The 23119-nt window shown below is 33.5% G+C and carries 30 protein-coding genes; 26 read left to right on the forward strand and 4 right to left on the reverse strand.

Annotated features, from left to right (window positions below; translation table 11 throughout):
• The first annotated feature begins 1 nt into the window (after position 1).
• From ABC228_RS02740 to ABC228_RS02780, 10 genes are all read left to right on the forward strand, one after another.
• Positions 2–217 (forward strand): hypothetical protein, encoded by a 216-nt coding sequence (locus ABC228_RS02740; protein ID WP_345823547.1) that lies wholly within the window; start codon positions 2–4, stop codon positions 215–217.
• 233 nt (positions 218–450) lie between these two features.
• A complete protein-coding gene (locus tag ABC228_RS19075) occupies positions 451–837 on the forward strand; it encodes a TIGR04104 family putative zinc finger protein (RefSeq protein ID WP_427902205.1) in 387 nt (128 codons plus the stop codon).
• A gap of 70 nt (positions 838–907) precedes the next feature.
• Positions 908–1087 carry a hypothetical protein gene (locus ABC228_RS02745; RefSeq protein ID WP_345823548.1) on the forward strand — a complete coding sequence of 60 codons (180 nt, stop codon included), beginning with the start codon at positions 908–910 and terminating at the stop codon, positions 1085–1087.
• Positions 1088–1292: 205 nt separating this feature from the next.
• Positions 1293–1829, forward strand: a complete 537-nt coding sequence (locus ABC228_RS02750; RefSeq protein WP_345823549.1) for a helicase — start codon at positions 1293–1295, stop codon at positions 1827–1829.
• A gap of 238 nt (positions 1830–2067) precedes the next feature.
• Entirely contained in the window at positions 2068–2448 is a 381-nt protein-coding gene (locus ABC228_RS02755; protein ID WP_345823550.1) for a hypothetical protein, read from the forward strand.
• Between the two features lie 552 nt (positions 2449–3000).
• The gene (gene map, locus ABC228_RS02760) at positions 3001–3741 is read left to right on the forward strand and encodes a type I methionyl aminopeptidase (protein WP_345823551.1); all 741 of its coding nucleotides are present in this window, start codon (positions 3001–3003) and stop codon (positions 3739–3741) included.
• Positions 3742–3827: 86 nt separating this feature from the next.
• The gene (locus tag ABC228_RS02765; RefSeq protein ID WP_345823552.1) at positions 3828–4457 is read left to right on the forward strand and encodes a kinase; all 630 of its coding nucleotides are present in this window, start codon (positions 3828–3830) and stop codon (positions 4455–4457) included.
• Positions 4458–4696: 239 nt separating this feature from the next.
• The gene (locus ABC228_RS02770) at positions 4697–4897 is read left to right on the forward strand and encodes a hypothetical protein (protein WP_345823553.1); all 201 of its coding nucleotides are present in this window, start codon (positions 4697–4699) and stop codon (positions 4895–4897) included.
• 170 nt (positions 4898–5067) lie between these two features.
• A complete protein-coding gene (locus ABC228_RS02775) occupies positions 5068–5994 on the forward strand; it encodes a DUF3885 domain-containing protein (RefSeq protein ID WP_345823554.1) in 927 nt (308 codons plus the stop codon).
• A 127-nt stretch (positions 5995–6121) separates the two neighbouring features.
• Positions 6122–6403: a hypothetical protein gene (locus tag ABC228_RS02780; RefSeq protein ID WP_345823555.1), complete on the forward strand. Its 282-nt coding sequence runs from the start codon at positions 6122–6124 to the stop codon at positions 6401–6403.
• Positions 6404–6596: 193 nt separating this feature from the next.
• Here the strand turns inward: ABC228_RS02780 and ABC228_RS02785 are convergent, their stop codons facing one another.
• The gene (locus tag ABC228_RS02785; protein ID WP_345823556.1) at positions 6597–7658 is read right to left on the reverse strand and encodes an NlpC/P60 family protein; all 1062 of its coding nucleotides are present in this window, start codon (positions 7656–7658) and stop codon (positions 6597–6599) included.
• Between the two features lie 882 nt (positions 7659–8540).
• Positions 8541–9161, reverse strand: a complete 621-nt coding sequence (locus ABC228_RS02790; protein ID WP_345823557.1) for a TetR/AcrR family transcriptional regulator — start codon at positions 9159–9161, stop codon at positions 8541–8543.
• A 173-nt stretch (positions 9162–9334) separates the two neighbouring features.
• Here ABC228_RS02790 and ABC228_RS02795 point away from each other — a divergent pair, with 173 nt between their 5' ends.
• Positions 9335–10123, forward strand: coding sequence for an SDR family NAD(P)-dependent oxidoreductase (locus ABC228_RS02795; RefSeq protein ID WP_345823558.1), 789 nt, complete (start codon positions 9335–9337; stop codon positions 10121–10123).
• Between the two features lie 85 nt (positions 10124–10208).
• Here ABC228_RS02795 and ABC228_RS02800 read toward each other — a convergent pair.
• A protein-coding gene (locus ABC228_RS02800; protein ID WP_345823559.1) for an IS3 family transposase occupies positions 10209–11764 on the reverse strand; the annotation gives its coding sequence in 2 pieces (ribosomal slippage) (positions 10209–11131 and positions 11131–11764; 1557 coding nt in all).
• A 268-nt stretch (positions 11765–12032) separates the two neighbouring features.
• Between ABC228_RS02800 and ABC228_RS02805 the strand changes: the two genes are divergently transcribed.
• The 13 genes from ABC228_RS02805 (at position 12033) to ABC228_RS02865 (ending at position 20116) form a co-directional block, all read left to right on the forward strand.
• Positions 12033–12161 carry a hypothetical protein gene (locus tag ABC228_RS02805; protein WP_345823560.1) on the forward strand — a complete coding sequence of 43 codons (129 nt, stop codon included), beginning with the start codon at positions 12033–12035 and terminating at the stop codon, positions 12159–12161.
• Between the two features lie 373 nt (positions 12162–12534).
• Entirely contained in the window at positions 12535–12975 is a 441-nt protein-coding gene (locus ABC228_RS02810) for a GNAT family N-acetyltransferase (protein ID WP_345823561.1), read from the forward strand.
• Positions 12976–13070: 95 nt separating this feature from the next.
• Positions 13071–13607, forward strand: a complete 537-nt coding sequence (locus ABC228_RS02815) for a nucleotidyltransferase domain-containing protein (RefSeq protein ID WP_345823562.1) — start codon at positions 13071–13073, stop codon at positions 13605–13607.
• A 71-nt stretch (positions 13608–13678) separates the two neighbouring features.
• Positions 13679–13906, forward strand: a complete 228-nt coding sequence (locus ABC228_RS02820) for a hypothetical protein (RefSeq protein ID WP_345823563.1) — start codon at positions 13679–13681, stop codon at positions 13904–13906.
• A gap of 480 nt (positions 13907–14386) precedes the next feature.
• A complete protein-coding gene (locus ABC228_RS02825; RefSeq protein WP_345823564.1) occupies positions 14387–14563 on the forward strand; it encodes a hypothetical protein in 177 nt (58 codons plus the stop codon).
• A gap of 245 nt (positions 14564–14808) precedes the next feature.
• Positions 14809–15285, forward strand: coding sequence for an NUDIX hydrolase (locus ABC228_RS02830; RefSeq protein WP_345823565.1), 477 nt, complete (start codon positions 14809–14811; stop codon positions 15283–15285).
• A 43-nt stretch (positions 15286–15328) separates the two neighbouring features.
• Positions 15329–16009: an HAD family hydrolase gene (locus ABC228_RS02835; RefSeq protein ID WP_345823566.1), complete on the forward strand. Its 681-nt coding sequence runs from the start codon at positions 15329–15331 to the stop codon at positions 16007–16009.
• 62 nt (positions 16010–16071) lie between these two features.
• A complete protein-coding gene (locus ABC228_RS02840; protein WP_345823567.1) occupies positions 16072–16938 on the forward strand; it encodes a GNAT family N-acetyltransferase in 867 nt (288 codons plus the stop codon).
• 68 nt (positions 16939–17006) lie between these two features.
• A complete protein-coding gene (locus ABC228_RS02845; RefSeq protein WP_345823568.1) occupies positions 17007–17798 on the forward strand; it encodes a GNAT family N-acetyltransferase in 792 nt (263 codons plus the stop codon).
• Positions 17799–17851: 53 nt separating this feature from the next.
• Positions 17852–18343: a hypothetical protein gene (locus ABC228_RS02850; RefSeq protein WP_345823569.1), complete on the forward strand. Its 492-nt coding sequence runs from the start codon at positions 17852–17854 to the stop codon at positions 18341–18343.
• Between the two features lie 18 nt (positions 18344–18361).
• Positions 18362–18709: a hypothetical protein gene (locus ABC228_RS02855; RefSeq protein WP_345823570.1), complete on the forward strand. Its 348-nt coding sequence runs from the start codon at positions 18362–18364 to the stop codon at positions 18707–18709.
• Positions 18710–18760: 51 nt separating this feature from the next.
• Positions 18761–19591, forward strand: a complete 831-nt coding sequence (locus tag ABC228_RS02860; protein ID WP_345823571.1) for a GNAT family N-acetyltransferase — start codon at positions 18761–18763, stop codon at positions 19589–19591.
• Positions 19592–19627: 36 nt separating this feature from the next.
• Positions 19628–20116, forward strand: coding sequence for an NUDIX hydrolase (locus ABC228_RS02865; protein WP_427902206.1), 489 nt, complete (start codon positions 19628–19630; stop codon positions 20114–20116).
• Between the two features lie 144 nt (positions 20117–20260).
• On the opposite strand, the gene ABC228_RS02870 is transcribed toward ABC228_RS02865, so the two are convergent.
• Positions 20261–21172, reverse strand: a complete 912-nt coding sequence (locus tag ABC228_RS02870) for an aldo/keto reductase (RefSeq protein WP_345823572.1) — start codon at positions 21170–21172, stop codon at positions 20261–20263.
• A gap of 132 nt (positions 21173–21304) precedes the next feature.
• Here ABC228_RS02870 and ABC228_RS02875 point away from each other — a divergent pair, with 132 nt between their 5' ends.
• Positions 21305–21850, forward strand: a complete 546-nt coding sequence (locus ABC228_RS02875) for an NUDIX domain-containing protein (RefSeq protein WP_345823573.1) — start codon at positions 21305–21307, stop codon at positions 21848–21850.
• A gap of 1 nt (position 21851) precedes the next feature.
• Positions 21852–23021 (forward strand): endonuclease Q family protein, encoded by a 1170-nt coding sequence (locus ABC228_RS02880; protein ID WP_345823574.1) that lies wholly within the window; start codon positions 21852–21854, stop codon positions 23019–23021.
• Positions 23022–23119 lie beyond the last annotated feature (98 nt).

Consider the following 23119-nt stretch of genomic DNA (forward strand, 5'->3'; position numbering starts at 1 on the left):
GATGATAAGAGCAATATACATAGGCGATGTTCGATATAATGAATGTAATGTTTTTGAATATGATAATCAAACAAAGATGTTTCAAATGATAAATGATAAAGATATAGCCTATTCTTTTGAAGTGGTGATGGAGGATGAGGATTTTATTATCTTTCTAACAAATGGTGATGTTGTGTATCAAATGGATACAAAAAATAAAGCGATTATTGACAATTAGTTATATTAATATGACTTAATAAATCGACGAATGCAGAGAAGGAAAAATAACGTAAGGCATTTCTTTTTATGAAGTATAAAAAGGGAGATGTAGATGTTAGATTTAATTATTTCAGTTATTTCGCATTACTAATGCTGTCATTTTATCAATTACTTCAAAAATAAGGATAAATTGGATAAAGGCTTAGTAATAAATTACTTTAAACTAAGATAACCTTGTACAAATTGTAAAGAATGGGAAGAAAGGTGAAGAAAAGTAATATAAGAGGGGGCAATAAATTGCAAAAGTGCGAGAAGTGCCATACAAAATTAAATTGGATGGGAATTTATAAATCAGAATGGAAGTCATTTAGGAATAGAAACACCGTGAACTGTAGAAAATGCGACACAGAACATAATATAACGATAGATTCAAAAATAATACGAACAGTTTTAATCACTCTTTCGGCAGTTATAAGCTCTTACATCGTGCTATATCATATAGATACGTACTATCTTCTATCTTTGTTTTTGTTTTTCGTAATCTATCTAATGGTTTTAGCTATTATCTTCACGATAACTCCATTCGTTTATAAGTATCATTCAAAATTTCATTCGAATTATAAGGAATTACATAAATAGAATTAATACTAATACAAAGTCGAGCATGATTTTTTATCTGTGGAGTAACTAAGTTAAAGGAGTGAATACAGTGGGGACGTTTAATTGGATTGTCTTTTTATGGCAAATCTCGTTAATGATATCGGTTATTACGCTACTTTACGGTATCTTCAAGAAATCTTGGGTTTCACTTTTGATTAGTTTTATCACATCGATACCAATAGCTTATTACCTAAATGGAGCTGAAAATGGTTGGCGGTTACTTGCATGATCCCCAATTCTATTATGTCACAAACATCGAATTATCGGATGAAACAAAAGGTTAGTAGCTAAAGGAAGAAAACGTATCTTTGTTTGTACAACTATTCTATTAACAGTAAAACTATCATTATTTTAGGCTTATTAGTTTTCTTTATAAACTCAATATATAACCATTTTTATAATTTCTTCTACCAAGCTGAAAGGCGTGACTTCTAATGGGGATATACCCGGATTGTCCTGCTATTACTAGAACAATAGAGGTTGGTGGGTTAACGAGTCTGCAACTTAGACTAAAATTGCAACAACAATCCATCTTATTGAATGAGTATGCACAGGTACTATTGTCTGATGAAGATTTTACTACTTCTAACATAAAATACATTCTAAAAACCGTAGATCTTCGTGTAACGGATCTTGGTTTTCCTAATGGAGCTACTTTACCTCAGATATTTGATCGAGCGATCAAACTAGGACTGGAATTATGTCCAATCGAACTAGGCCCCCACTTAAGGCTTATGTATTTAGATCAACCTGAAGGTCATAGAGAGAGGCTTTCACAACAACATACAGCACCTTCTGGATCCATAACAATTGCATCGAACGTCGTTAAAGAAGACGATTTATTCCCTAAAGGGTTCTATCTTAGTAATATCAACGGAGTATTATGGTTACGAGGGTACACTGCTGATAATCAACATATATGGAATCCTTGTGATCACTTTATCTTTTGTCAAACTATGAACTTATATTAGGGTCCTCTTGTATACCTCTGTTTTATAGAATAGGCTAATATGTTATTCGCGCGAAAATAATAATACTCTTCCAACCCAATTCCAAAGCGATCCTGAGGGGGCAACTTGTTCATATCATAATTCTTCTAATTTTCTTTTTGAATCTTAATCCTAGTATTAAGATAGAAGTAATTAATGTTAAAATACTGTATAGTTCAGAAGACATAGAATGTTGTTTATAAAAAGGAGGAAGAATTCATTGGTTCTAAGAAAATTTTTTGGATTTGTTTTTACCACTCTATTAATCGGATCATTTCTGAATTATTATATTGTGATAACGGAAGACATTGATAATTTATTCTCAACTTTTGGCATAATTCTTACTGCTACTTTCCCATTTATTCTTTTAATTGGGGTTCCTGTTTCAGTGTTTTCAGATTATCGAACCAAAAATCTTAACGGCAAACAGAGATATACAAAAGCATTTTTAACCCATATTATCTTGGGCTTAATTGCAGGAGTAGTGATTTCTTACTTTTTAGAAAGCAAATTCCTTATTGTAGTTACGCTATTAGCTGCATTTATATTTTGGTTAGGGGATGAAATCTTGAGGGGGATAGTTAAGGGCACTAACGATTAACTGTTTCAGTTCAGGTAATTGGACTTATCTTCAACATGGTACCAGAATAAGTAATCTCTATGCCGGGAGTAGGCGTATTTATATATTTTTTGAAAGTTGGTATTAAAATAAATGAGAATATGGTTTTTAGTTGGTTTATTATTGGTGTTTCTATCAATTATAGTTGCTATGATAACAGGATATTTTGAAATAGTAGTATTTTTTAATTTAATTGTAGGATCAATTAGTTTCGTTATTGCACTTTATATGCACATTGGACTTATATGGCTTTATCGTTATAATCAATTTAGTAATAATCATGGTTATGCTGATTATAAGGACAGGAATCGTCTGAAATATAAATTTGTTGCATTTGGTTTACCGAATGTTTTAGTTGGTTGGATAGTAAACCGAGTATTTGATATTTGGACCTAGTAGAAATGTATATTGTATAGTCAGCCATTATGATGAGTTCATCAATCGAACCATATAGTTGAAGAATAAGCTTTTATATATACTAGAAACTATATGGAATGATAATTATAAAATATTTATAAAAAGTGAGGACCCACAATGATTGCAAAAACTGAAGAAGATTTTAATGGATTAAAAGAGATTGGTAAAATTTGTGGAGCAATTCGGGATGAGTTAGTCCAATGCACTAAACCTGGAATTACTACAAAAGAACTTGATAAAATCGCTGCGGATATGTTTGAAAAAGTAGAAGCGCAATCTGCTCCAAAGGGAGAATATGATTTCCCTGGATATACGTGCATTAGTATAAATGAAGAAGTAGCTCATGGAATTCCGAGTGAACGGATCATTCAAGAAGGGGACTTGGTAAACATTGATGTTTCAGGTTCAAAAAACGGGTATTTCGCAGATACTGGTGTTTCCTTTGTGGTTGGAAAGGGAGAGGTAATTCTGCAGAAAATATGTGATGTTGCTAAAGAAGCGTTCGAGGCTGGACTTGATAAGGCAAAACCAGGTTCGAAAAAAAGCGCACTTGGTAAAGCTGCACACAATATAGCGAAAAAGCACGGATTAACGGTCATTAAGAATCTTACTGGTCATGGTGTTGGGCGCTCCATTCATGAAGCGCCCGATCATATTTTAAATTACTTCTCTCGCTGGGATGACGAGATTCTAAAAGATGGTATGGTAATTGCCTTTGAGCCTTTCATCTCTACCTTGGAAGAGGAGGTTTACCTATCAGAAGATGGGTGGACCTATCTAACCGATGAAAGCTTTGTGGCTCAATATGAACATACGATTATTCTTACAAAGGAAGGACCGATCATTACTACATTGTAACTACATCTGGTTCAGGTTGATTCAGAAGTATCTTCTCTGTTTCTTATTTACTCTAGATTACACTAGCTAATGAAAGAGGTTATCAAATGAATTTAAAAGAAATAATTGCTCAATTATTATTGGAGCGAACCAATTTAGATGTAATAGATCGACCTTTTATTGTTGGTATTGACGGGTTAGGAGGAGCTGGAAAGACAACATTTGTAAATGAAATGGAGAAAGGATTAACGAATCAGGATTGTCAACTAGTGGTTTTACATATTGATGATTATATTGTAAGAAAAAACAAACGGTACAATACAGGGCATGAGGAATGGTTTGAATATTATTATTTACAATGGGACATAAAATTGCTTGCGAAGGTTTTTTTTGAAAAAATGCATCAAGATTTTCGAAATGTATCTTTACCTTTATATAATAACAAGACAGATTCAATTTCTCTAAAATCCACTAATATCAGACCTAACAGTATTGTTCTGATAGAGGGTGTTTTCCTGCAAAGAATAGAATGGAGAGATTTCTTTGATTTTGTAATATTTATTGAATGCTCCCGCAAATTACGTATGGAAAGAGTGTTAAACCGTGATGCGTATATTGGAAATCAAAAAGAAAGGTTAAGTAAATATCAAAGAAGATATTGGCTGGGTGAAGAGCATTACCTAAAAACTGAAAACCCAATAGAGAAAGCAGATGCTATCTATAATGCTATTTCCTAAGAATTTTTCTTCGTACATCGAAATACTTGCGAAATACATATTCAAGCTGCATCAATAGTGAATTAAGAGATCATCAGCTGATGGTCTTTTGTTTTTGAAATTAAATAATATGGTATTATTTAATTGGATAATATTGTAATTTATAAAAAATGTTTGCGTTTCTTAAGTAAATAAGGAAACATTTGGTATTTAACTAATAGGGTATAATTAAGTTTCGATAATAAAAAGGGGGAATAAATGTGTCAAAAGGTTTAAAGGTTATGTTGTTTTGGTCACTGATTTTTCCGGTTATTGTAACTGTTCTCCGTATTATTATCGATTTTTTCTTAGGCAGGGATATTGAATTACTCTCATACACGGCTGTTTTTCTAGGTTTCGTTGTTGGGGGAATAATCTTTGTTGGGCCACTAAATTACCTTATCCACAAATCAAAAAAATGATAACGTTAAAAGTGCTGTATTTACTAGGGGGAGCAATTAATGAATGAGGTAATCCAATAAGGGAGACTCTTCTACTGAAAAAACTCATTTTGTTTTTGGAATATTATGGTAGTATAAAGAGGAGCTATGGATAGAATGTTGATGAATTATGAATCTTTTGGGAGAATACGATGGAGTTATATAATCAATTAAGAAAAAGAATTAATAATTGGATGCGTTTTGAGTTAGGACTAGTTGAGTTAGCTGATAGTGAATATTTTAAAGAAATCCAATATCGAGCAAAATCTATTTTTAACTTTCTTTTTAACGATAGTGATACCATTTGGTTAGTGGCAACTGTTAGTAACTATATTGATAATAAGGAAATGGATTTACCCCATATTAAACGCTTTCTAAGAAACGAAAAATTAATTTACACCCTCCAGTGTACAACTATACCTTATGAATATGGTGAAGAAGATATAGAAATGAGATCCATCCAATATAGTATAAAAGTCAATAAAAGTGATATACGATTAGACTATTTAACTGAGGCAATTAGTAATAAAGATTTCGCTCGGAAACCTAAAATTAACGATAACCACAATCTATCATTTGTGAACGAAACAAAAGGGATTTTATTTCACATGTATGATGACCGTGGATGTGATGTATTTAGTTCTAATAAAGATATCCTTCTACCATTATATCAAAAGTATAGGAAATGGATTTTAGATTATAATCGTGTAGAAATCGATAACAGTTTTAAAAGAGGGCTATTCAATTACTACGAAACCACTGAAGAAAAAGTAAATAGGCTTGATACAAACGAACAAAAAGTAAAAGAAACGAAAATTAACCTATTTCAGGTCAATACATGTTCCATTACGCACTCTCTAGAAATACCAAGTTTATATGCAGAAGAATGTGTCGGAGAAATAAGTGAAACAGGATTTAAAATCACTTATGAAGAAAAAAATAATAACAGTACAATTCTTAATGTAACTAAAACAGAGGCGTTGGCACTTGTAGATTATCAAACGGAGCTCATGTCTTTATATTCTAAAAAATATAAAGGTGTGTACAAAGGTTGGTCTGTGGAAGAGCTTTCTTATTAGAGGTAATGTGATGGAAATACTTTCTGATCCGTTTCCAACCTAAATCAAGGTTTTTCATACACAATCCGAAAACTGAAACGTTTGAGTAGTGTCTATATTTAAACTGTTTATTGTGAGGAGAATAGATTTGAAAACAAAAGTGTTTTTATTAAGTCTTTTAGTATCCTATATCACTATTTTTCTATTCCCTGTAGTGATTGAAGGTGATATCCTTCTAGGATATCCAATTAATTTTATAACATTATTTGATATTAATGAGTGGTACAAAAGTCCTTTATCTGTAGTTAATCCTTTCAATATAGTGAATATTAGTTTAAATGTTCTGTCTTTTGTATTGAATGCGATGATTTATTTTTTTATTATTTTACTTGGTGTAAAGATGTACAAAAAAACGAAGCCGTATATTTAAACAAAGATATTAGAATCTACTCCAATAAAATTGGTGATGGAGTTAATTATTAAAATCAAAGAAAGAACCAATTAACAAGAAAATATTATTACAGTATGATTATTACAGATTTTGTTTATAAGACATCTATCTGGGAATAAGTAATATTTCAAAAAGACATGGATAACTATCCATGTCTTTATTTGAATACTCTTTATTGTATAACTCGCTTACTAAATAAATAATTCTTTGACCAATAAGGGTTCTGTAACACGTTTTCAGTAATCGTTACGCCTTTAGAAGATGATGCGTGAATCATATTGCCATTTCCCATATAAATGCCAACATGTCCGACTCTACCATCTGAGTATAATTCAGGAGTAGTAAAGAACATTAAATCTCCCTTTTGAAGGTTGGCTACTTTTGCCCCGACTGATGCCTGATCTCTTGATACTCTGGGTATTTCAACTCCACTATTTAAAAACAGAAATTGAATATAAGAAGAACAATCAAATAGCTCAGGTGCCTCTGAGAGTGATGCACCAAATTTATATTGTGCGCCTATATACTTTTTCGCTTCATTTATGATGTTGTCTACTAAATTTGTGCCACTCGGTTGCTTCGCTATCTTTGGCTGCTGATGTTCTTTTGCTGGTTCACGTTCCTGTACTTGGTTTTTTGGTGGCAATTTTAATTTTTGTCCAATATAGATTGTATTAGAAGTCATGTCATTAACTGCTCTTAACAATTCTAGGTTTGTATGATAGGCTTTTGCTATTCGCCATAACGTGTCACCTTTTTGTACAAGATGATAATTTGCTGGAGTGGTTATTCGGATTGAACCATCGGATTTCTGAAAGGCAATATCCGCATTAAATAAAACACCCGCACTTGATAATGGTAAGTATCCTGTCTTTTCAATATCTGTCCATAATGGAGGTTTAATATTGATATACCCATCTCCACGTTTCGCTCTTGTTCCACCCATTGTAACTCTTATCATAGTTGAGCCATCTGTCAGTTGATAAGTTTTGGTGTCTTCTTCAAAAATAATGTGATTATATCCCAATATTTTTGAAATGTAGATGATTGGAACATAGTACTCCCCATTATATTGAATTGGATTGATACCATTTACAATTTTTCCGTTTACATATACTCCAGCAGTAGGAACCTGTTTAAGTTCAGCTGCAACTGTAAAAGGATTGGAGAGTAAAGTGGAAAAGACTAATGATAAAAACAGCAACAGATTTAAACTTTTTCCTTTTAACCTCATATCACATCTCCTTTATAAAGTTAGCTCTATATTAATAATTTGTTTATAGAAAAAAATTATACCGAAAAGAAAGCATTTTTATTGTCATTTCCGTTTTGAAACATATTTATCAAATATTGAATGAAAGATGGAGGGAGAAATCAATAGTATCATAGGAGCGCTTAAACTATTTGAAACTGAAAGCAGATAGTAACACTAATTGGCTTATACTTTTGCAAGTTCCTAAGAATATTTTTGTAATATTATGTTAGGGTTAAAATGGAAGTATTATTTATAATGCGTAGATTAATGGAAATTAAAAAATAAGAGGGGTGATGTTCTGTGTTTATATTAACAATTGCAGTACTACTATTTACTATTTTGGCCTTGTTGAATATTTTTTCTGTAAAGCGTTCTCTTCTTATTACTCTTATTCTTGGATTTTTTCTTTCAGTCGTATCCACTGTTAGTTTAGGATTAAATTATAAAGCAAGTTTTGGTGACCAAGATGGGATTGCAATAACTAATAATGTAAGTTATTGGATAATAACCGATGGAGTTCGCTGGTCTCAAACTTTGTTTAAGGAATATTTTATTTACTCCTTAACTGCTACGATAGTTATTGCAATTCTAGTGATAGGCAGTCTTTTATTGAATAAGAACACCAGGACGACATAATCCTTTTCTGAATTAGGGAAAAGTGTTGAGAAATAGGCATTTAATATTTTGTAATGGGAGTGGAATTATCTAAAATAATTAGGATTATATTGGAAAGAATGCACGTCAAGTAAGGGTAAGATAGAAAGGGACGAACCTAATTAAGTGAGCTTTTAGTAAGCTCTAAATCGCTCAATAAATATAAAAAAGCCGTTCTAAATAAATCGGCTTTTTTTCGTTGAGTACTTATGAGTTAGAATTATACATATAGATTTGAATAATATTTTTTACAGATTTATCATATAAGGATTTTGCTGCTTCAGAACTTTCTATATGCCCTCCTTGATAGAGGTGAATGACTCCATGTAATGATGCCCATATAATCCGGACAACTTCAAGAGGGTCTTTCTCCGCGATTAACTCTGCTTCAATCGCCTCAATAATAACTTGAGTGAATTGCTCCAATGCTGTGTTTGTAGCCTGTATACTTTCTTCCTCTGGCTTAAACTCACCAAAAGCACCACCAAACATTAACTGATAATAACTCGTATAATTGTGGCTGAAATCCCAATAAGCTTCACATAGGGCTTGAAGATAGTCTTCCATATTATTCTGCCTGTTAACTGATTTAAATGAATTGGCTAATACGTTACAGCCTTCTAGGTATAGAAGTTTAATCAATCCATCCTTATTATGGAATAAATTATAAATTATTTTAGTAGAACACTCCATCTTGTCTGCAACCCTTCGAATAGTGACTGCCTCGGGCCCTTGTTCCTGTAAAATCATTGCAGCAACATCTACAATGGTCTGTTTTATATTTTCAGTATATTGTTGTTTGGATTCAGAATAAGTTTTGAAGTTCATGTGATGTCACCCTCAAATCATTCAGATTTAGTGAGAAACATTGTTTCTACATCTGTACTATACTGTAATTATTTACAGCTAGTCAAACAGTAGACATTAGTTTCCAATTAGGATACAATGATACCAATTGGAAACGCTGTTTCTGACAAAGATAAAATGAAAGGGTTGATGGAATGAAACAAGTTAACAACAAATGGGCACTAATTACAGGTGCTTCATCAGGTATAGGGGAAGCATTTGCCAATGAATTAGCAAAGAAAGGTAGTCATTTGATTTTAACCGCTCGTTCAGAATCAAAACTTAATGACCTTGCGCGGAAACTTACGGAAAAATATAACATTCAAACAGAGGTTATTGTTTCTAATCTTTCCCTAGCAGGGGCTCCAGAAGAACTCTATCAAGAATGTAAAGATCGTGGGCGAAGTGTTGATATTTTAGTAAATAATGCTGGATTTGCTACACATGGACTACTTGAGAATCAGTCCTTAGAAAGAAACCATGATCAAATTATGCTTAACGTGATGTCGCTCGTAGAGCTTACGCATTTATTCTTACCGGAAATGCTAGAAAATCGAAACGGGGTAGTCATTAATGTGTCATCCACAGCAGCATTCCAACCAGCCCCATATATGGCTGTTTATGGAGCAACCAAGGCTTTTGTTCTTTCGTTTACCCAGGCATTATGGGAGGAAAATCGTAAACGTGGTATACGATTTCTTACATTATGTCCTGGCTCAACAGAAACAGCATTTTTTGACACTGTAGGCACAACTGATGCAGTAGTAGGAAAGAAGGCGAGTCCTAAGCATGTTGTAGATGTTGCACTTAAATCACTTGGCACTAGTCATTCCTATGTGGTTGCAGGGCGTAGGAATTATTTAGTTTCACAACTAAATCGCTTTCTTCCAAAAAAATTAATGCTAAGACAGGTTAGCGGTTTATTACATCCAACTAATAAGTGATTCATAAAATATTGTAACTATTTGTATAGGTGACTTACTTGAACTGCCCCCTGTCAAGTAGACAGTGGAAATAATAAAAAAGGACTTAAGCGGCTTTAGCTCTGTATTCATTAGGGCTAAGGCCGTTTAATCGTTCTTGATATCTTTCATTGTTGTAGAAGTAGATGTACTCATCTATTGCTTTAGTGAGTTCCTCAAAAGTCTCATACCTATGTAAATAATACTTCTCACATTTCAGTGTTCCCCAAAACGATTCCATTGGACCGTTATCAATACATCTACCTACACGAGACATACTGTGTGTCATTTTCGCTTCATCTATCCTCCCTTTAAATCCATAAGAGGTGTACTGGAATCCACGATCACTATGAATTAATGGGTGCTCTCCATTCAATAATTTAGTAGCTTGATCGATTGTCTGAAAGACAAGTTTATTATTATTGGAACATCCTAATATATAGCTCACAATGGAACCATCATATAAATCTAAAATGGCACTTAGATATGCTTTCTTGGAACCATATTTGAATTCAGTGACATCGGTTACCCATTTTTCATTTGGGTTTTCAGCTTGGAATTTACGATTTAGTAAATTCTCTGCAAGATGTTGAGGATTCGAATGTTTATATCGCTTCTTCTTTCTACGTATAACGGATTGAATCCCGGCAATCCCCATTAGTCTATAAATTCGCTTTTCGTTAAAAGTTTGGTCAAACTTACGATTTATGTTTAAGGTCATTCTTCGATAACCATATATTCCCTCTACATTCTTATGTGTAATTTTCATTTCTTGCATGATTTCTGTATTCTGAAGTTCTCTTTGTGAAGGTTTGCGTCTAAGCCATTTATAATAAGCAGCTCGGGAAATACCAGCGATATTACACAATAAAACAATACTTAAATTATCCTTCTCATGAAGTTCCCTAATCGCAATATATTTATCTTCAAATCTTACTTGGCTTATTTTCGCCTCCTTTCGACTTCCTCTAACTTTTTTAAGAAAGCATTCTCTGCGCGTAAACGCTCATTTTCTTTTTCGATTCGAAGCATCTCTAACTTCATTTTTTCTTCCGGAGTTAATTCTTCTACGCTCTTCGAACGTCCACGTCTATCTTGTAAAGAATCCCATCCATTATTTTCGTATTTACGTACCCATTGATAAACTTGTTGATAAGAAACTTGATGTTTCTCCGCTGTCTGTTGATAGTGCTTTCCATTCTCTAATGCATCTTGTACAATCTCGATTCGTTCTTCCCAAGTAGTTTTCCTTCCTTTAGTCACAGAGCTCGTTCTTCCTTTTCCCGTATCTTTTAATTCTCTATGACCATTATACTGTTTTATCCATCTCTGTAATACAGAATGACTGGAGATTTCATATTTTCTAATCACTTCATCTTGAGAATATTCTCCAGTTATATACGACTTTACAGCTCTGACTTTTAATTCTTTAGAATAATTTTTCCACGTCTTTGATTCCTCTAACCCGTCTAGTCCTTCCTCTTCAAATTTTTCCTTCCATTTATTAATAGTGTTTATTGAAATTTGATATTTGAAACATAATTGCCTAAGTGAATAACCCTTATTTTGATAAGCCTTTATTACTTCATATTTAAAGTTGCTTGGATAAGATCTATTAGACAAAAAAACTCCCCCTAAGGTAAAACAGATTTTTTATTTTTTAATCTGTCTACCTTAAGGGGAGCATATCAACTTCGGTCACCTTTTTTTGTAACCATTTACTAAAAGTTTGAATTTAATATAAATTAATTTCTTTTAGGATGACATTAGTTCCAGGTGACCAGTAATAAATATATTTGTATTAAGGTATGTATCCCTTTCGGTAATTCTAAGTAAATAATGATAAATAGAATGGGGAGGAAATAATGATAAATAGAATGGGGAGGAAATAATGATGAATGAAGAACAGTTTGAAGAATTAATGAAGGCTGAAAAAGTTAAGAGGTATTTAATAGCATCATTAGTTGTTGGGGTTTACCTAATAGTAATATTTTGTTTCATTATGTTAATAGAGATATAAGCATTATTTTAGAACCTCAGGTGCTTAAATGAATAAATAAGATTGATGAAGTAATCGTTCTTTTATTAATCCTATTAATCACCTTGTAGATGATTATTGGATTAACAAGTTAATTACAATAATCAATCTTATTTCCCATTTTATCTCGAACTTATATTGAATTTAAATGACTGATGTACTTTAGTCTAAAATTGAGTGAAGTTGAACTATATTAATCTAACTGTGAAAAAGTAAATAGTTACTCATTGCGAGCCGCAAAAAAATGATACTGACGGGGAAATATTTAGACAATTATGTTAAATTATAAAAGTAGAGATATAGGATTTAAAATCCAGGTTATTCAATTAAGAACAATGAAAAAAGGAGAATTATCATGGAAGATTCTTTAACGATTAAAGAACTGCAATCACAAAACGAGGTTTTAGCAGCATTTCCTATAATGAAACAATTACGAACACATCTTGATGAAAAAATGTATCTGGATTTAGTATTAGATGCAAAAGGCGAAGATAGTTATAGGTTGTTTGCTTTAATTGATGAAGGAGAAATTGTCGCAGTAACTGGCTTTAAACCAATGATCACATTATATTACGGTAGATTTGTTTGGGTATGTGATTTAGTGACTGATACAACTAAGCGTTCCAAAGGCTACGGTGAGGAACTACTTGAATTTGTTCATGAATGGGCACTAGAAAACAATTATACAAGTGTAGCTTTGTCTTCAGGATTACAAAGAACTAACGCCCATCGTTTTTATCAAAAAACAATGGGTTATGACAAAGTAAGTTATGTGTTTAAGAAGAATGTAAAATAAATGCGGTTCTTTCGTTAACAATGGGTTAATGCTTGCTACCCTTCGAAGACAGTCAATTTATTTCTAATAATATTATAGGGGATTTGACTTTTACGATGACAAGAGATAGTTATCATTTGAATACTAAAACACAATTGATAGTATTGGAGGAGCTTACTAGATTTTTCGAGTTGTTGGATGCTGAATTTTGGCTGCGCGGAGGATGGGCAGTGGATTTTTTACTTGGTAAGGTTACTCGAAAGCATAGTGACATCGATATCGTAACCTGGATAGAAAATAGAGTTCGATTAGAGAATGAACTTTTAATAGCTGGTTATGAACAAATACCTGTAGCTGAGCCATTTCGTGATAGACAGTCTGACTTTCGTGTAGACAATGTTGATATTACATTTGGCTATTTAGCATACGGCCTTGATGGTAGCCTTATTATGAATGGATTACCAGAATGGGAATGGAGGGCTGACTCCCTTATACCTCAGTATTATTGGCTACATGGAAAAAAAGCAAAAGTAGTACATCCTAAACAACTCATAGAGGAAAAGAAAATATATAGAGAGATTGGTCGTCCTTATAGACAGAAGGATGAAGAAAGTATGAAGATATTGTATCGAATAATTGCCGAATTTAATTGAGCATGTAAAATGTCGTACTTAACGAGGTTAATGATGAGTACTAGTTCTTAAAAGGTTGAGGAGGGGAAATAGTGGAAAGACGAAATAAACGTATTGGAATCTTTATGCTAATCTTATTGGTTACTACCCTAATCGCTTCATTTGGATTAATATTAAAAGAACACTACACTTTCGGTTTTATAATAGGTGGTGTATTTTTGTATTTAGCAACCTCTCTAGGTCAGTGGTTTTCGAATAAGAACGAGGATTATGTGCACAGAAATATTTATGAAAATAATCGAGATAGGTGGCATAATTGATAAAACTATTCTTGAATTAGTTCATTTACCTCAACATTTAAGACTTTCTAAATTACGATAGACTTATTAAAATAACCAGTAGGATCAGGAGGGGTAAGCTTGGAGGCAAGTTTTATGTTTTTATCAATCTTTTTAATTTGTTTATGCATTAGTTCTGTACTAAATATTCTTTTGAAAATGACCAAAAAAAAGGACTGGGTAATAACATTTTTATTAAGCTTAGGCTTGTCGTTTATATTTCTGCCTTTTATGATGGGTAATTAGTAAATGTCATGGATTTTTTTTATTTCTATTAGAATAGCAAATTAGGTTTTACTACAATTACAACTATTAACGATTAAAGGTGATCAACCAATGATCATCTTTTCTTTTTTTGGCTAAATCAATATTATTTTTGGAATATTATGTTAGTATTGAAATGTGCAGATTTACATATAGCTGGTCATTTTTGATAGGAGAATTGTAAGGAGTGAAAAGATAATGGAAATTATCTTTATGTATATTGCTGGCGTAGTAGTTTTTGTAATAGCAATAATAGCAATTATTAATGGAGTAGTGAACAGAGTAAAACGACCAATTGATAATTTAAGAGTAAAAATTTTAGAGTTAGAAAAAAGAGTTAGTGAGCTAGAACATGAAAATAGGGACAAGCTTTAATAAATAATGGATTCATTAACAAATGAGTAATTCTTGTTTATAAGGTCATGAACAGTGTTAAATATATCGTTGAGTTTTACAAACTTAAATAAATTTTTGTTATCACTCTTATGTATTTATACATCAAAAGTGAAAACAAAGGATAGTTGTCGGTTTATCAATGGAGTATCGGAAGGCCCTCGTTAGAAAAGTGAATCAATTTCTATAATGATAAAATTATTAACTAGTATTGGTAGGTGAATTAAATGGGCTATATAAACGACTTAAGAAAAATAGTCGGAACCCGCCCACTTTTAATGGTAGGTGCATGTACAATTGTTATAAATAATCGGAAGGAAATATTACTACAGTGCAGAAGGGATAATGGCTGCTGGGGCTTACCTGGTGGTGCAGCTGATTTAGGTGAAACGTTAGAGGAAGTTGCCAAAAGAGAGCTATTGGAAGAAACAGGGTTACGTGCACAGAACTTAACCTTATTTAATGTCTATTCTGGTGATAAATTCTATTATAAATATCCTCACGGAGATGAGGTCTATAATGTGATAACTGCCTATCTATGCAGCAATTATGACGGTGTACGAAGGAATGAAGAAAGTGAAGTTCTAGATTTAAAGTATTTTGATGTTTCGGCACTTCCTTCTACTATCAATCCACCTGACTTACCAATTATTCTTGATTATATCGATTTTGCGAGTAAACAAGCTTTACATAAAAATCCTTAACTGTAAAGTACAATGATATTAGGGGATTGGGAGGAGTAGTAGATTGATTGAAGCAGTATTCTTTGATTTATATGAGACGCTTATTACAGAATGGGAAAACAATCAAAAGAAAGCTACCTATTCCATTCAAGAACTAGGTTTGGAAGAAGCGGTATATAAACGAGAATGGGCATTACGACGAAATAAGCGGATGGATGGGACGTATCCTGACCATCAAAGTGTCTTGATCGATATTATGGCCTCACAACGATTAGAAGTAGATCAGAAGACTATCGAAGCTATCCACCAAAATAGAGTAAGAGCAAAATTAGTGCCGTTTCAGAACATCGATATAGCTATTATTGACATGCTAATGACGTTACGAAGACTCCGTATTAGAATTGGTTTAATTAGTAATTGTGCGCCAGAGGAAGTGGAAGGCTGGAACACTTCGATGCTAGCAGAGTTATTTGATGATGTTGTATTCTCTTATGAAATGCGACTTTCAAAACCAAACCCTGAAATATATGAAAAGGCATGTAAAAACCTAAATGTCTCAGCGACAAATTCCATTTTTATAGGTGATGGAGGTTTTAATGAATTAGAAGGAGCAACGAATAGTGGTATGAAAGCATACCACGCAACTTGGTTTTTACCTAAGCACCTTCATGATAATATCACAGGTTATTCGAAATTATATCATCCAGCACAAATTCTTGAGGTTGTAAAACAAAGAAATATCTAAGTTTCTGAATTTGTGATAGGAGTTAATGATAGCGAATAGATAAATTAGAAGGTGGCTTTACAATGGTTTTTGCAAATGTCCAGATGACAAGTAGAATGAAACGAATAATTATGAATGCAGAAAAAGAAACGCTGCAACTTAAGAACCAGGTATTAACGCCGGAGCATTTACTGCTAGCATGTTTAAATGAAAAATCTGGAGCACTTAGAGATTTATATTTGAATTGTTCCCTAAACGTTGCGGATGTAAGAATGATATTAATGAAAATGGGTGCCTCTCTTAACCAGGAACTTTCAGGTTCTGAGTTTTTTACAATAGACATAACGAAGGGTGTAGTGCATGTTATGGAAGCGGCCATTGACATTATGAAAAGGTATAATCAGATTTATTTAAATGAAGGTCATTTACTGAAAGCGCTTCTAGCAACTGGAGTTGTGGATTATATCTTATCTGAAGAGGATAAAGAGTTGATATTAACACTTGGAACAACAGCAAGAGACATGATTACGAAACTTGGTAACTACACATTTCCAAAAGTTGAAACACAATTCATTCTAAAGGACATGTTACAAGATAAACTACCCCTTGTAGCCTTTGTTGAAAAGAATTTTTCTTCGGAATGGTCACAAACCATAAATGGGTCATTTTCTATTGAGGAGCCGAATGTGTATATTTCCTTTAATGATCAAAATGATATTACTGGATTTGCTGCTTATGATGTCTATAAGAATAAAAAGGGTTATTTTGGACCAATGGGTGTGGCATCAGAGAATAGACTGAAAGGAATAGGCTATTCTCTTCTTCATCATTGTTTGAATGATATGAAAGCGATTGGCTATGAATATGCCATTATTGGTGGAGCGGGACCAATAGAATTTTATGAGAAGGCATGTCACGCAATTGTTATTCCAATTGAAAAGTCATACTAACTGAAATGATATCTTATAATTCTACGAAAAATTATGATGAATCTACTAAACTAAGGGTTTGATGTTCAATGAAACTACTTGAGAAAGCAAACTATCATCTCGTATTACCAATAATAAATAGTTGTTCTAGAACATGTCCAACCTTTGCTTGTTCTGTAATTGACGGCATTATTCCAGGAAGTGTGTATGTAGACAATCAAAAGAGACCGGAAACGATATTAATCGGTACAAATAATGGAATATATTTCATAGCAGGCTCTGATAGGAATGTCGAATTTAACACGATGTTTCTTAATTATTATAGACAATGTACAAAAGGGGATGCATCAAGATTTACGCTTTTTTCACCTACAAGTAGTTGGAATCATGTCATTAAAGAATTACTACAAAAAGAGACTAGCCAGATGGTTAGAAGGAAGTATTTTTTTAACGAAAAAGATGAAACAACTAAAATACAGCAATTACCAGACGGATTTGATTTAGTTGTGATAAATGAAAAAATGATCGATGCTTCCTCGAATTTCAACAGGGATTACTATTCCCAATACTGGAATGGTGTATCTAATTATTTGAAATACGGTATAGGTTATTGTGTCGTTCATAATGAAACAGTAGTCAGTGAATGTACGTCTATTTTTGTCAGTAATCAATATGCTGAAATTGATATCGTGACACAAGAAGAATATGCGGGGAATGGGTTTGCATATCTATTAGGTAATACTTTCATTAAGAAATGTTTTGAGGAAGGGCTAACTCCAGCTTGGGATTGTGATAAACAAAATGTCGGATCCCAAAAATTAGCTTCCAAGTTAGGATTTGATCGCTTCGAAGAATACTCGATATATATTAGGAAAACGTAGAGAGTGTTACATAAGAATTTACTAGATTGTTGTAGGAATAGGTAGGTGTTTCTTTGCAAGTAAATAATCGTAATCAAAATAGTATGAAACAATTTGGTGCATTTTGGCTAATGCTAATCGTGATGCTGCTATTAAATATGGTATACATATCAATTAAACTGTATAAATCTAACATTAGTAAGCCTATGTTAGCGAAATCTGAAATCACGCAAGCAGAATTTGCTAGACTCCATACTTTATCTAATTATACACTTTCAATAGAAAGTTCTTTTTTAATCGTATTGATTATTACAATGATTATTATGTTTTCTAAAAAACATAAATCGTTGATATACCGTTCGTTAGTCTTATTACTGTCTTTTCTAATCCTTCTACTAGCAGTAAATATCGTAGCTGCTCAAACTTTTGATGCACCTAGTGGAAATAATGTGCAGCTATTATTTGTCCCCATTTTGCTTGTGGCGGGCGTATTAATTTATGTGGTATTAAGAAAAATCCTTCCACAGAGGAAGGATTTAAGAGATACTAAAAAATATAATTGGTGAGTTTATGGGGGTGTCTACGTGTACTGTAACTATGAAGGAAAATTAACGAATGCGTTAAAGGTTGAAGGGGATGTAGGTGCTGATCCAATTTGGTGTAATCAATGTGGGGGTAATTTAGATCTTGAAGACACACCGATAACTAAATCATTAAAAAGCGAATTATTGGAATGGGCAACTCAATATGGTCTATGGATTGATTGGGATCAAGATACATTACTGTCTAATGGTATCGAAATGGAGAGAAAACATAATGAACAGGGTGCTATATTGACGGAAAAACTACTGAAAGAGCTAGCAGCTAACTACAAAATTTTGTTTATTCCATCCAGGATGGCAAGCATATATGGCAAGATAGTAAAGGATTAGTTGGTAACCGATATCAAATACTAGTGAATAGTTTTAGTTAGGGTGATACGCATGATTTCAGAGTTAAAGAAAGATGATTATTATAAATGCAGCGAATTGTTAAATAGAAATGGTCAAATAGAAGCGATAGCTGTAATTGAAGGCGTAAATCCTGGGCGTGTTTTCGTTGATAATCTTGATCTCCCTTCATCTGGTTTAATCTGGCTAGGGAATAATGATGGTTTTATTTTCATTGGAGATGAAGCAAATGAAGCGTTTAATGGCGAACTAAACAACTTTATTGATTCCGTAATCATACCAGAAGCTAAAAAAGTTGGATTAAACTGGTTTGAAGGTATTGGCAATCATGAGAAATGGTACAAGATCATCAGTAGTATTTTTAAACACCGTGAATTAGGAAGCTGGAATCAAAGAGTTTATAAGTTTCTAAAGGAAAACGATGATTGCAAGGATTTACGAGAAATTGAACAAGGGTATAAGGTAGTGAAAATAAGTGAAGCTCTCTTTTATAACGTAGACAATACAATTCATAATATTGATTTTTTACATGATAAGATATCAGAATTTTGGTCAACACCAGAGGACTTCTTTCATGTTGGAATTGGCTATTGTGTCGTTTATCAAAAAGAGATTGTGAGTATTTGTTTTTCTGGTTTTGTAATTGAAAATACCCACTGCATTGATATTGAGACATTACCTAGACATCAAGGGAAAAAGCTAGCACAAAATATTGCAGAAGCATTTGTACAAGATTGTATAAAAAATAACGATATTGCCTATTGGGATTGCATGGAATCAAACAAGCCGTCGATTGCAGTTGCGGAAAAAATAGGTTTCCATCATGTGTTTAATTATGTAGGCTATGATTTTAAGTTGGCGTAATGTTTTTAAACGAATTTAACACTTGTGAGGTGTGTCGTGAATATTCAAATGAAATATCATCGTGCATTTGGAGTTTATGGTATATGTATTGAAAATGAAAAGCTATTAGTTATCCATAAAGGTGGCGGGCCTTATATTAATCGGTATGATCTCCCGGGAGGAAGTTTAGAAGATGGTGAAAGTTTAATAGAGGCGATGAAAAGAGAATTCTTTGAGGAAACAGGACTTGAAATTATGGTTGAAGACAATATTGGTGTGGTTGATTTTAAGCTTCCGTGGGTCTGGAAGGAGTTTTCGCATGTACACCACATAGCAGTTTTTTATTCAGTTAAAAGAGTTGGTGGGAAGCTAACGAAGCCCAAACAATTCGATGGACAGGACTCACTAGGTGCCATATGGGTATCTGAAGAAGATATAACAAAAGATAATTCATCTCCACTGGTTCTAAAAGCTTTTGAATGGATAAATTCAAGTAATATAGGCATAGATGTGACGACATTTGCGGAATGGAAAGTACAAGTCTAACTGACATGTAGTAGGTCTCAAAAAAACTGGAAATTACCTTCATAAGTTAGGGGAATGCTTCAAATAAAGTTGTAGAGAACACAATAAGTTATAAAAAGCTCAGATTATTTCTGAGCTTTACTTTATAGACCGTTAAAAATTCTGTTATCGGTGATGCTGGTACTTCGATGGCTTGGTAATAGCCTTTAACTCCTGATAAATTTCTTCATCCAAGCTAATATCTGTATTAAAGCTAGTGTTCTCTTTTACTTGTTCAATCGAACTTGCACCAAAAACAGCACTTGCAATAGCTGGATGCGTGATGACATATTGAATCGCTAATTCATTTAGTGAACTATTATAGTTGGATAGGTTATGTATGGCATTTCTTAACTCCTCATACGAGTATTCTAAGTAGCCATGTTGTCCTTTTCTTTCTAACTGTTTCAATGTTTGATTACTTAACATACCCTTCGCCAACGGACCGCGTGCCAATACGCTGATCTGATTCTGATGTAAAAAATCTAACGTTTCTTCTTCTGGCCTGCGATCAAACAAGCTATATTGAGTCATAACAGCATCAATAGATGATTTCGCCACGTACTCACGAATTACATTAGGGCGAATAGAGGAGATACCGTATGTTCGGATAACGCCTTCTTTCTTAAGCTCTTCAAATGCTTCGATTGTTTCTTCAATCGGGTCTTCGAGGGTACCTCCATGTAGCATGTATAGATCGATATAATCCGTTTTTAAACGACGTAAACTTTCCTTAACACCTGCTTGGATGTAAGTCTTGGAAGGATCCCAGTACCAGTCCTTTGATTGCGCATTGAAATGATTCCCGACTTTCGTTGTAACTACAATTTTATCTCGTCTATCTTTAATTGCCTCACCAACAATTTCTTCATTAAATCCAAAATCGTATAAATCAGCTGTATCTAGGTGGTTTATCCCCATTTCTAAAGCAAAATCAATAATATTCTTCGCATTTTGTTTGTCCGTTCCAAGTGACATACAGCCAAGAGTAAGCGCAGACACTTCAATTGTTGATTTTCCTATCATATTCTTTTTCATATTAAAAACCTCCTAGTTAAATTCTAGTGGAAACCAATCCTGTATGACAAATAAGATGCAATATGTTTTGAAATTAACTTGTCTAGACGGTTATGCTACAATAAAAACATTACGATTTAAAGGATGACGGTAATGAAAAAGTTTGAGGAAAAAACGCTAAAATCTGAAACAATTTTTGAAGGGAAGATAGTGAAACTACAGGTCGACGATGTACGTTTACCAAACGGAAAAACATCTAAGCGGGAGCTGATTAAACATCCAGGGGCAGTAGCAATTATACCAATTACCAAGGACAATAAGATAATTTTCGTTGAACAATATCGGAAGCCATTAGAAAAATCAATTATTGAAATACCAGCGGGTAAGCTAGAGCCCGGTGAAGACCCGGAAAGAACTGCAATCCGTGAGCTTGAGGAGGAAACAGGCTATACAACAAGTAAGTTAACGAAGGTAGCTTCCTTTTACACCTCACCTGGTTTTGCCGATGAATTAATGCATATCTACATAACTAGTGATTTGGAAAAGCTTGAGCAGCCCCCTGCACAAGATGAGGATGAGTTTGTGGAGCTTATTGAATTATCTTTAGATGAAGCTAAGCGTTTTGTTGAAGCGGAACGTATTCATGATGCTAAAACTAATTTTGCAGTTTTATATCTTGAAACGCAGGAGTTGTTATAGAATGTTGAGGTCATATTTCGCCGACATGCATATCCACATTGGAAAGGATATCTTTGATAAGCCGGTTAAGATAACAGCTTCTAAAAGCCTAACCATAACGAATATTTTAAAAGAGTCTAGTCGAAATAAGGGGATAAATTTAATCGGAGTTATTGATTGTCAATCACCAGCTGTGCAACTTGAATTGCAGCAGCTGATTGAGAAGGGGGAAGCTTATGAACTGGGTGATGGAGGCATCCGATTTGAAGAGGTAACCTTACTATTAGGGTCTGAAATTGAGGTTTATGACGAAAACTGCCAGGGTCCAATTCATGTGCTTTGTTTCCTTCCGGGCTTAAAAGAAATGGCGTTATTCTCAGAATGGCTCGTTTCGAAGATGAAGAATATTACCCTTAGTTCACAGCGTTACTACGGGTCAGCAAAGGAACTGCAGTATAAAGTTAAAGAGCTGTCGGGTATCTTTATACCTGCTCATGTCTTCACCCCATATAAAAGCTTGTATGGGAAGGGTGTGCATCAGTCATTAACCGAGGTTTTTGATGGAGATCTAATTGATGGAATTGAACTTGGATTGAGCTCGGATACATTAATGGCTGATCAAATTAGCGAGCTACATGCTTATACCTACGTTACGAATTCGGATGCGCACTCTCTTGCGAAAATAGGGAGAGAGTATCAAGAGATATTAATGGAGGAGCCTTCCTTTAAGGAATTTAATTATGCATTACACAACATAGATGGACGAAAAATTGTCCGAAATTATGGTATGAATCCTCAGCTTGGAAAGTATCATCGAACCGTTTGTGATAATTGCTCAGCATATATGAATCCTGCTTCAACAGAATGTGAGCAATGCAAATCTCATAAAGTTGTAAAAGGGGTAGCGGATCGAATCGAAGAGCTTGCGGATAATCAGCAACTATTAAATAATCGTCCACCATATTTGTATCAAGTTCCATTAGAATATTTACCAAAATTAGGTCCAAAGACATTTAAGAAGTTACTAGATAGCTTTCAAACAGAGATGAATATTATTCATCATGTACCATATGAGAGTCTAGTCAAAGTAGTACCCGAACCTATCGCAAGGTCTATTATGCAAATGAGAGAAGGAAAACTATCAATCATTGCTGGTGGTGGAGGAAAATACGGTAGTGTATCCAGTTCCTAAATAAGAACTTCATTAACAGGAAGTAATGTTCATATCGTCGACCAATATGAGTATCAGTTAAAATTGTCCTTTAACTATACTTGTGTCATCTTTTAATA

The organism is Ornithinibacillus xuwenensis (genome assembly GCF_039614845.1).
Classification (GTDB): domain Bacteria; phylum Bacillota; class Bacilli; order Bacillales; family Amphibacillaceae; genus Ornithinibacillus; species Ornithinibacillus xuwenensis.

Coding starts and splice junctions, on each gene's coding strand:
- ABC228_RS02740 (WP_345823547.1), top strand. CDS start 2: ATGATAAGAGCAATATACATAGGCGATGTTCGATATAATGAATGTAAT.
- ABC228_RS19075 (WP_427902205.1), top strand. CDS start 451: ATGGGAAGAAAGGTGAAGAAAAGTAATATAAGAGGGGGCAATAAATTG.
- ABC228_RS02750 (WP_345823549.1), top strand. CDS start 1,293: ATGGGGATATACCCGGATTGTCCTGCTATTACTAGAACAATAGAGGTT.
- map (WP_345823551.1), top strand. CDS start 3,001: ATGATTGCAAAAACTGAAGAAGATTTTAATGGATTAAAAGAGATTGGT.
- ABC228_RS02765 (WP_345823552.1), top strand. CDS start 3,828: ATGAATTTAAAAGAAATAATTGCTCAATTATTATTGGAGCGAACCAAT.
- ABC228_RS02775 (WP_345823554.1), top strand. CDS start 5,068: ATGGAGTTATATAATCAATTAAGAAAAAGAATTAATAATTGGATGCGT.
- ABC228_RS02785 (WP_345823556.1), bottom strand. CDS start 7,658: ATGAGGTTAAAAGGAAAAAGTTTAAATCTGTTGCTGTTTTTATCATTA.
- ABC228_RS02790 (WP_345823557.1), bottom strand. CDS start 9,161: ATGAACTTCAAAACTTATTCTGAATCCAAACAACAATATACTGAAAAT.
- ABC228_RS02795 (WP_345823558.1), top strand. CDS start 9,335: ATGAAACAAGTTAACAACAAATGGGCACTAATTACAGGTGCTTCATCA.
- ABC228_RS02805 (WP_345823560.1), top strand. CDS start 12,033: ATGATGAATGAAGAACAGTTTGAAGAATTAATGAAGGCTGAAAAAGTT.
- ABC228_RS02810 (WP_345823561.1), top strand. CDS start 12,535: ATGGAAGATTCTTTAACGATTAAAGAACTGCAATCACAAAACGAGGTT.
- ABC228_RS02815 (WP_345823562.1), top strand. CDS start 13,071: ATGACAAGAGATAGTTATCATTTGAATACTAAAACACAATTGATAGTA.
- ABC228_RS02825 (WP_345823564.1), top strand. CDS start 14,387: ATGGAAATTATCTTTATGTATATTGCTGGCGTAGTAGTTTTTGTAATA.
- ABC228_RS02830 (WP_345823565.1), top strand. CDS start 14,809: ATGGGCTATATAAACGACTTAAGAAAAATAGTCGGAACCCGCCCACTT.
- ABC228_RS02840 (WP_345823567.1), top strand. CDS start 16,072: ATGGTTTTTGCAAATGTCCAGATGACAAGTAGAATGAAACGAATAATT.
- ABC228_RS02845 (WP_345823568.1), top strand. CDS start 17,007: ATGAAACTACTTGAGAAAGCAAACTATCATCTCGTATTACCAATAATA.
- ABC228_RS02860 (WP_345823571.1), top strand. CDS start 18,761: ATGATTTCAGAGTTAAAGAAAGATGATTATTATAAATGCAGCGAATTG.
- ABC228_RS02870 (WP_345823572.1), bottom strand. CDS start 21,172: ATGAAAAAGAATATGATAGGAAAATCAACAATTGAAGTGTCTGCGCTT.
- ABC228_RS02875 (WP_345823573.1), top strand. CDS start 21,305: ATGAAAAAGTTTGAGGAAAAAACGCTAAAATCTGAAACAATTTTTGAA.
- ABC228_RS02880 (WP_345823574.1), top strand. CDS start 21,852: ATGTTGAGGTCATATTTCGCCGACATGCATATCCACATTGGAAAGGAT.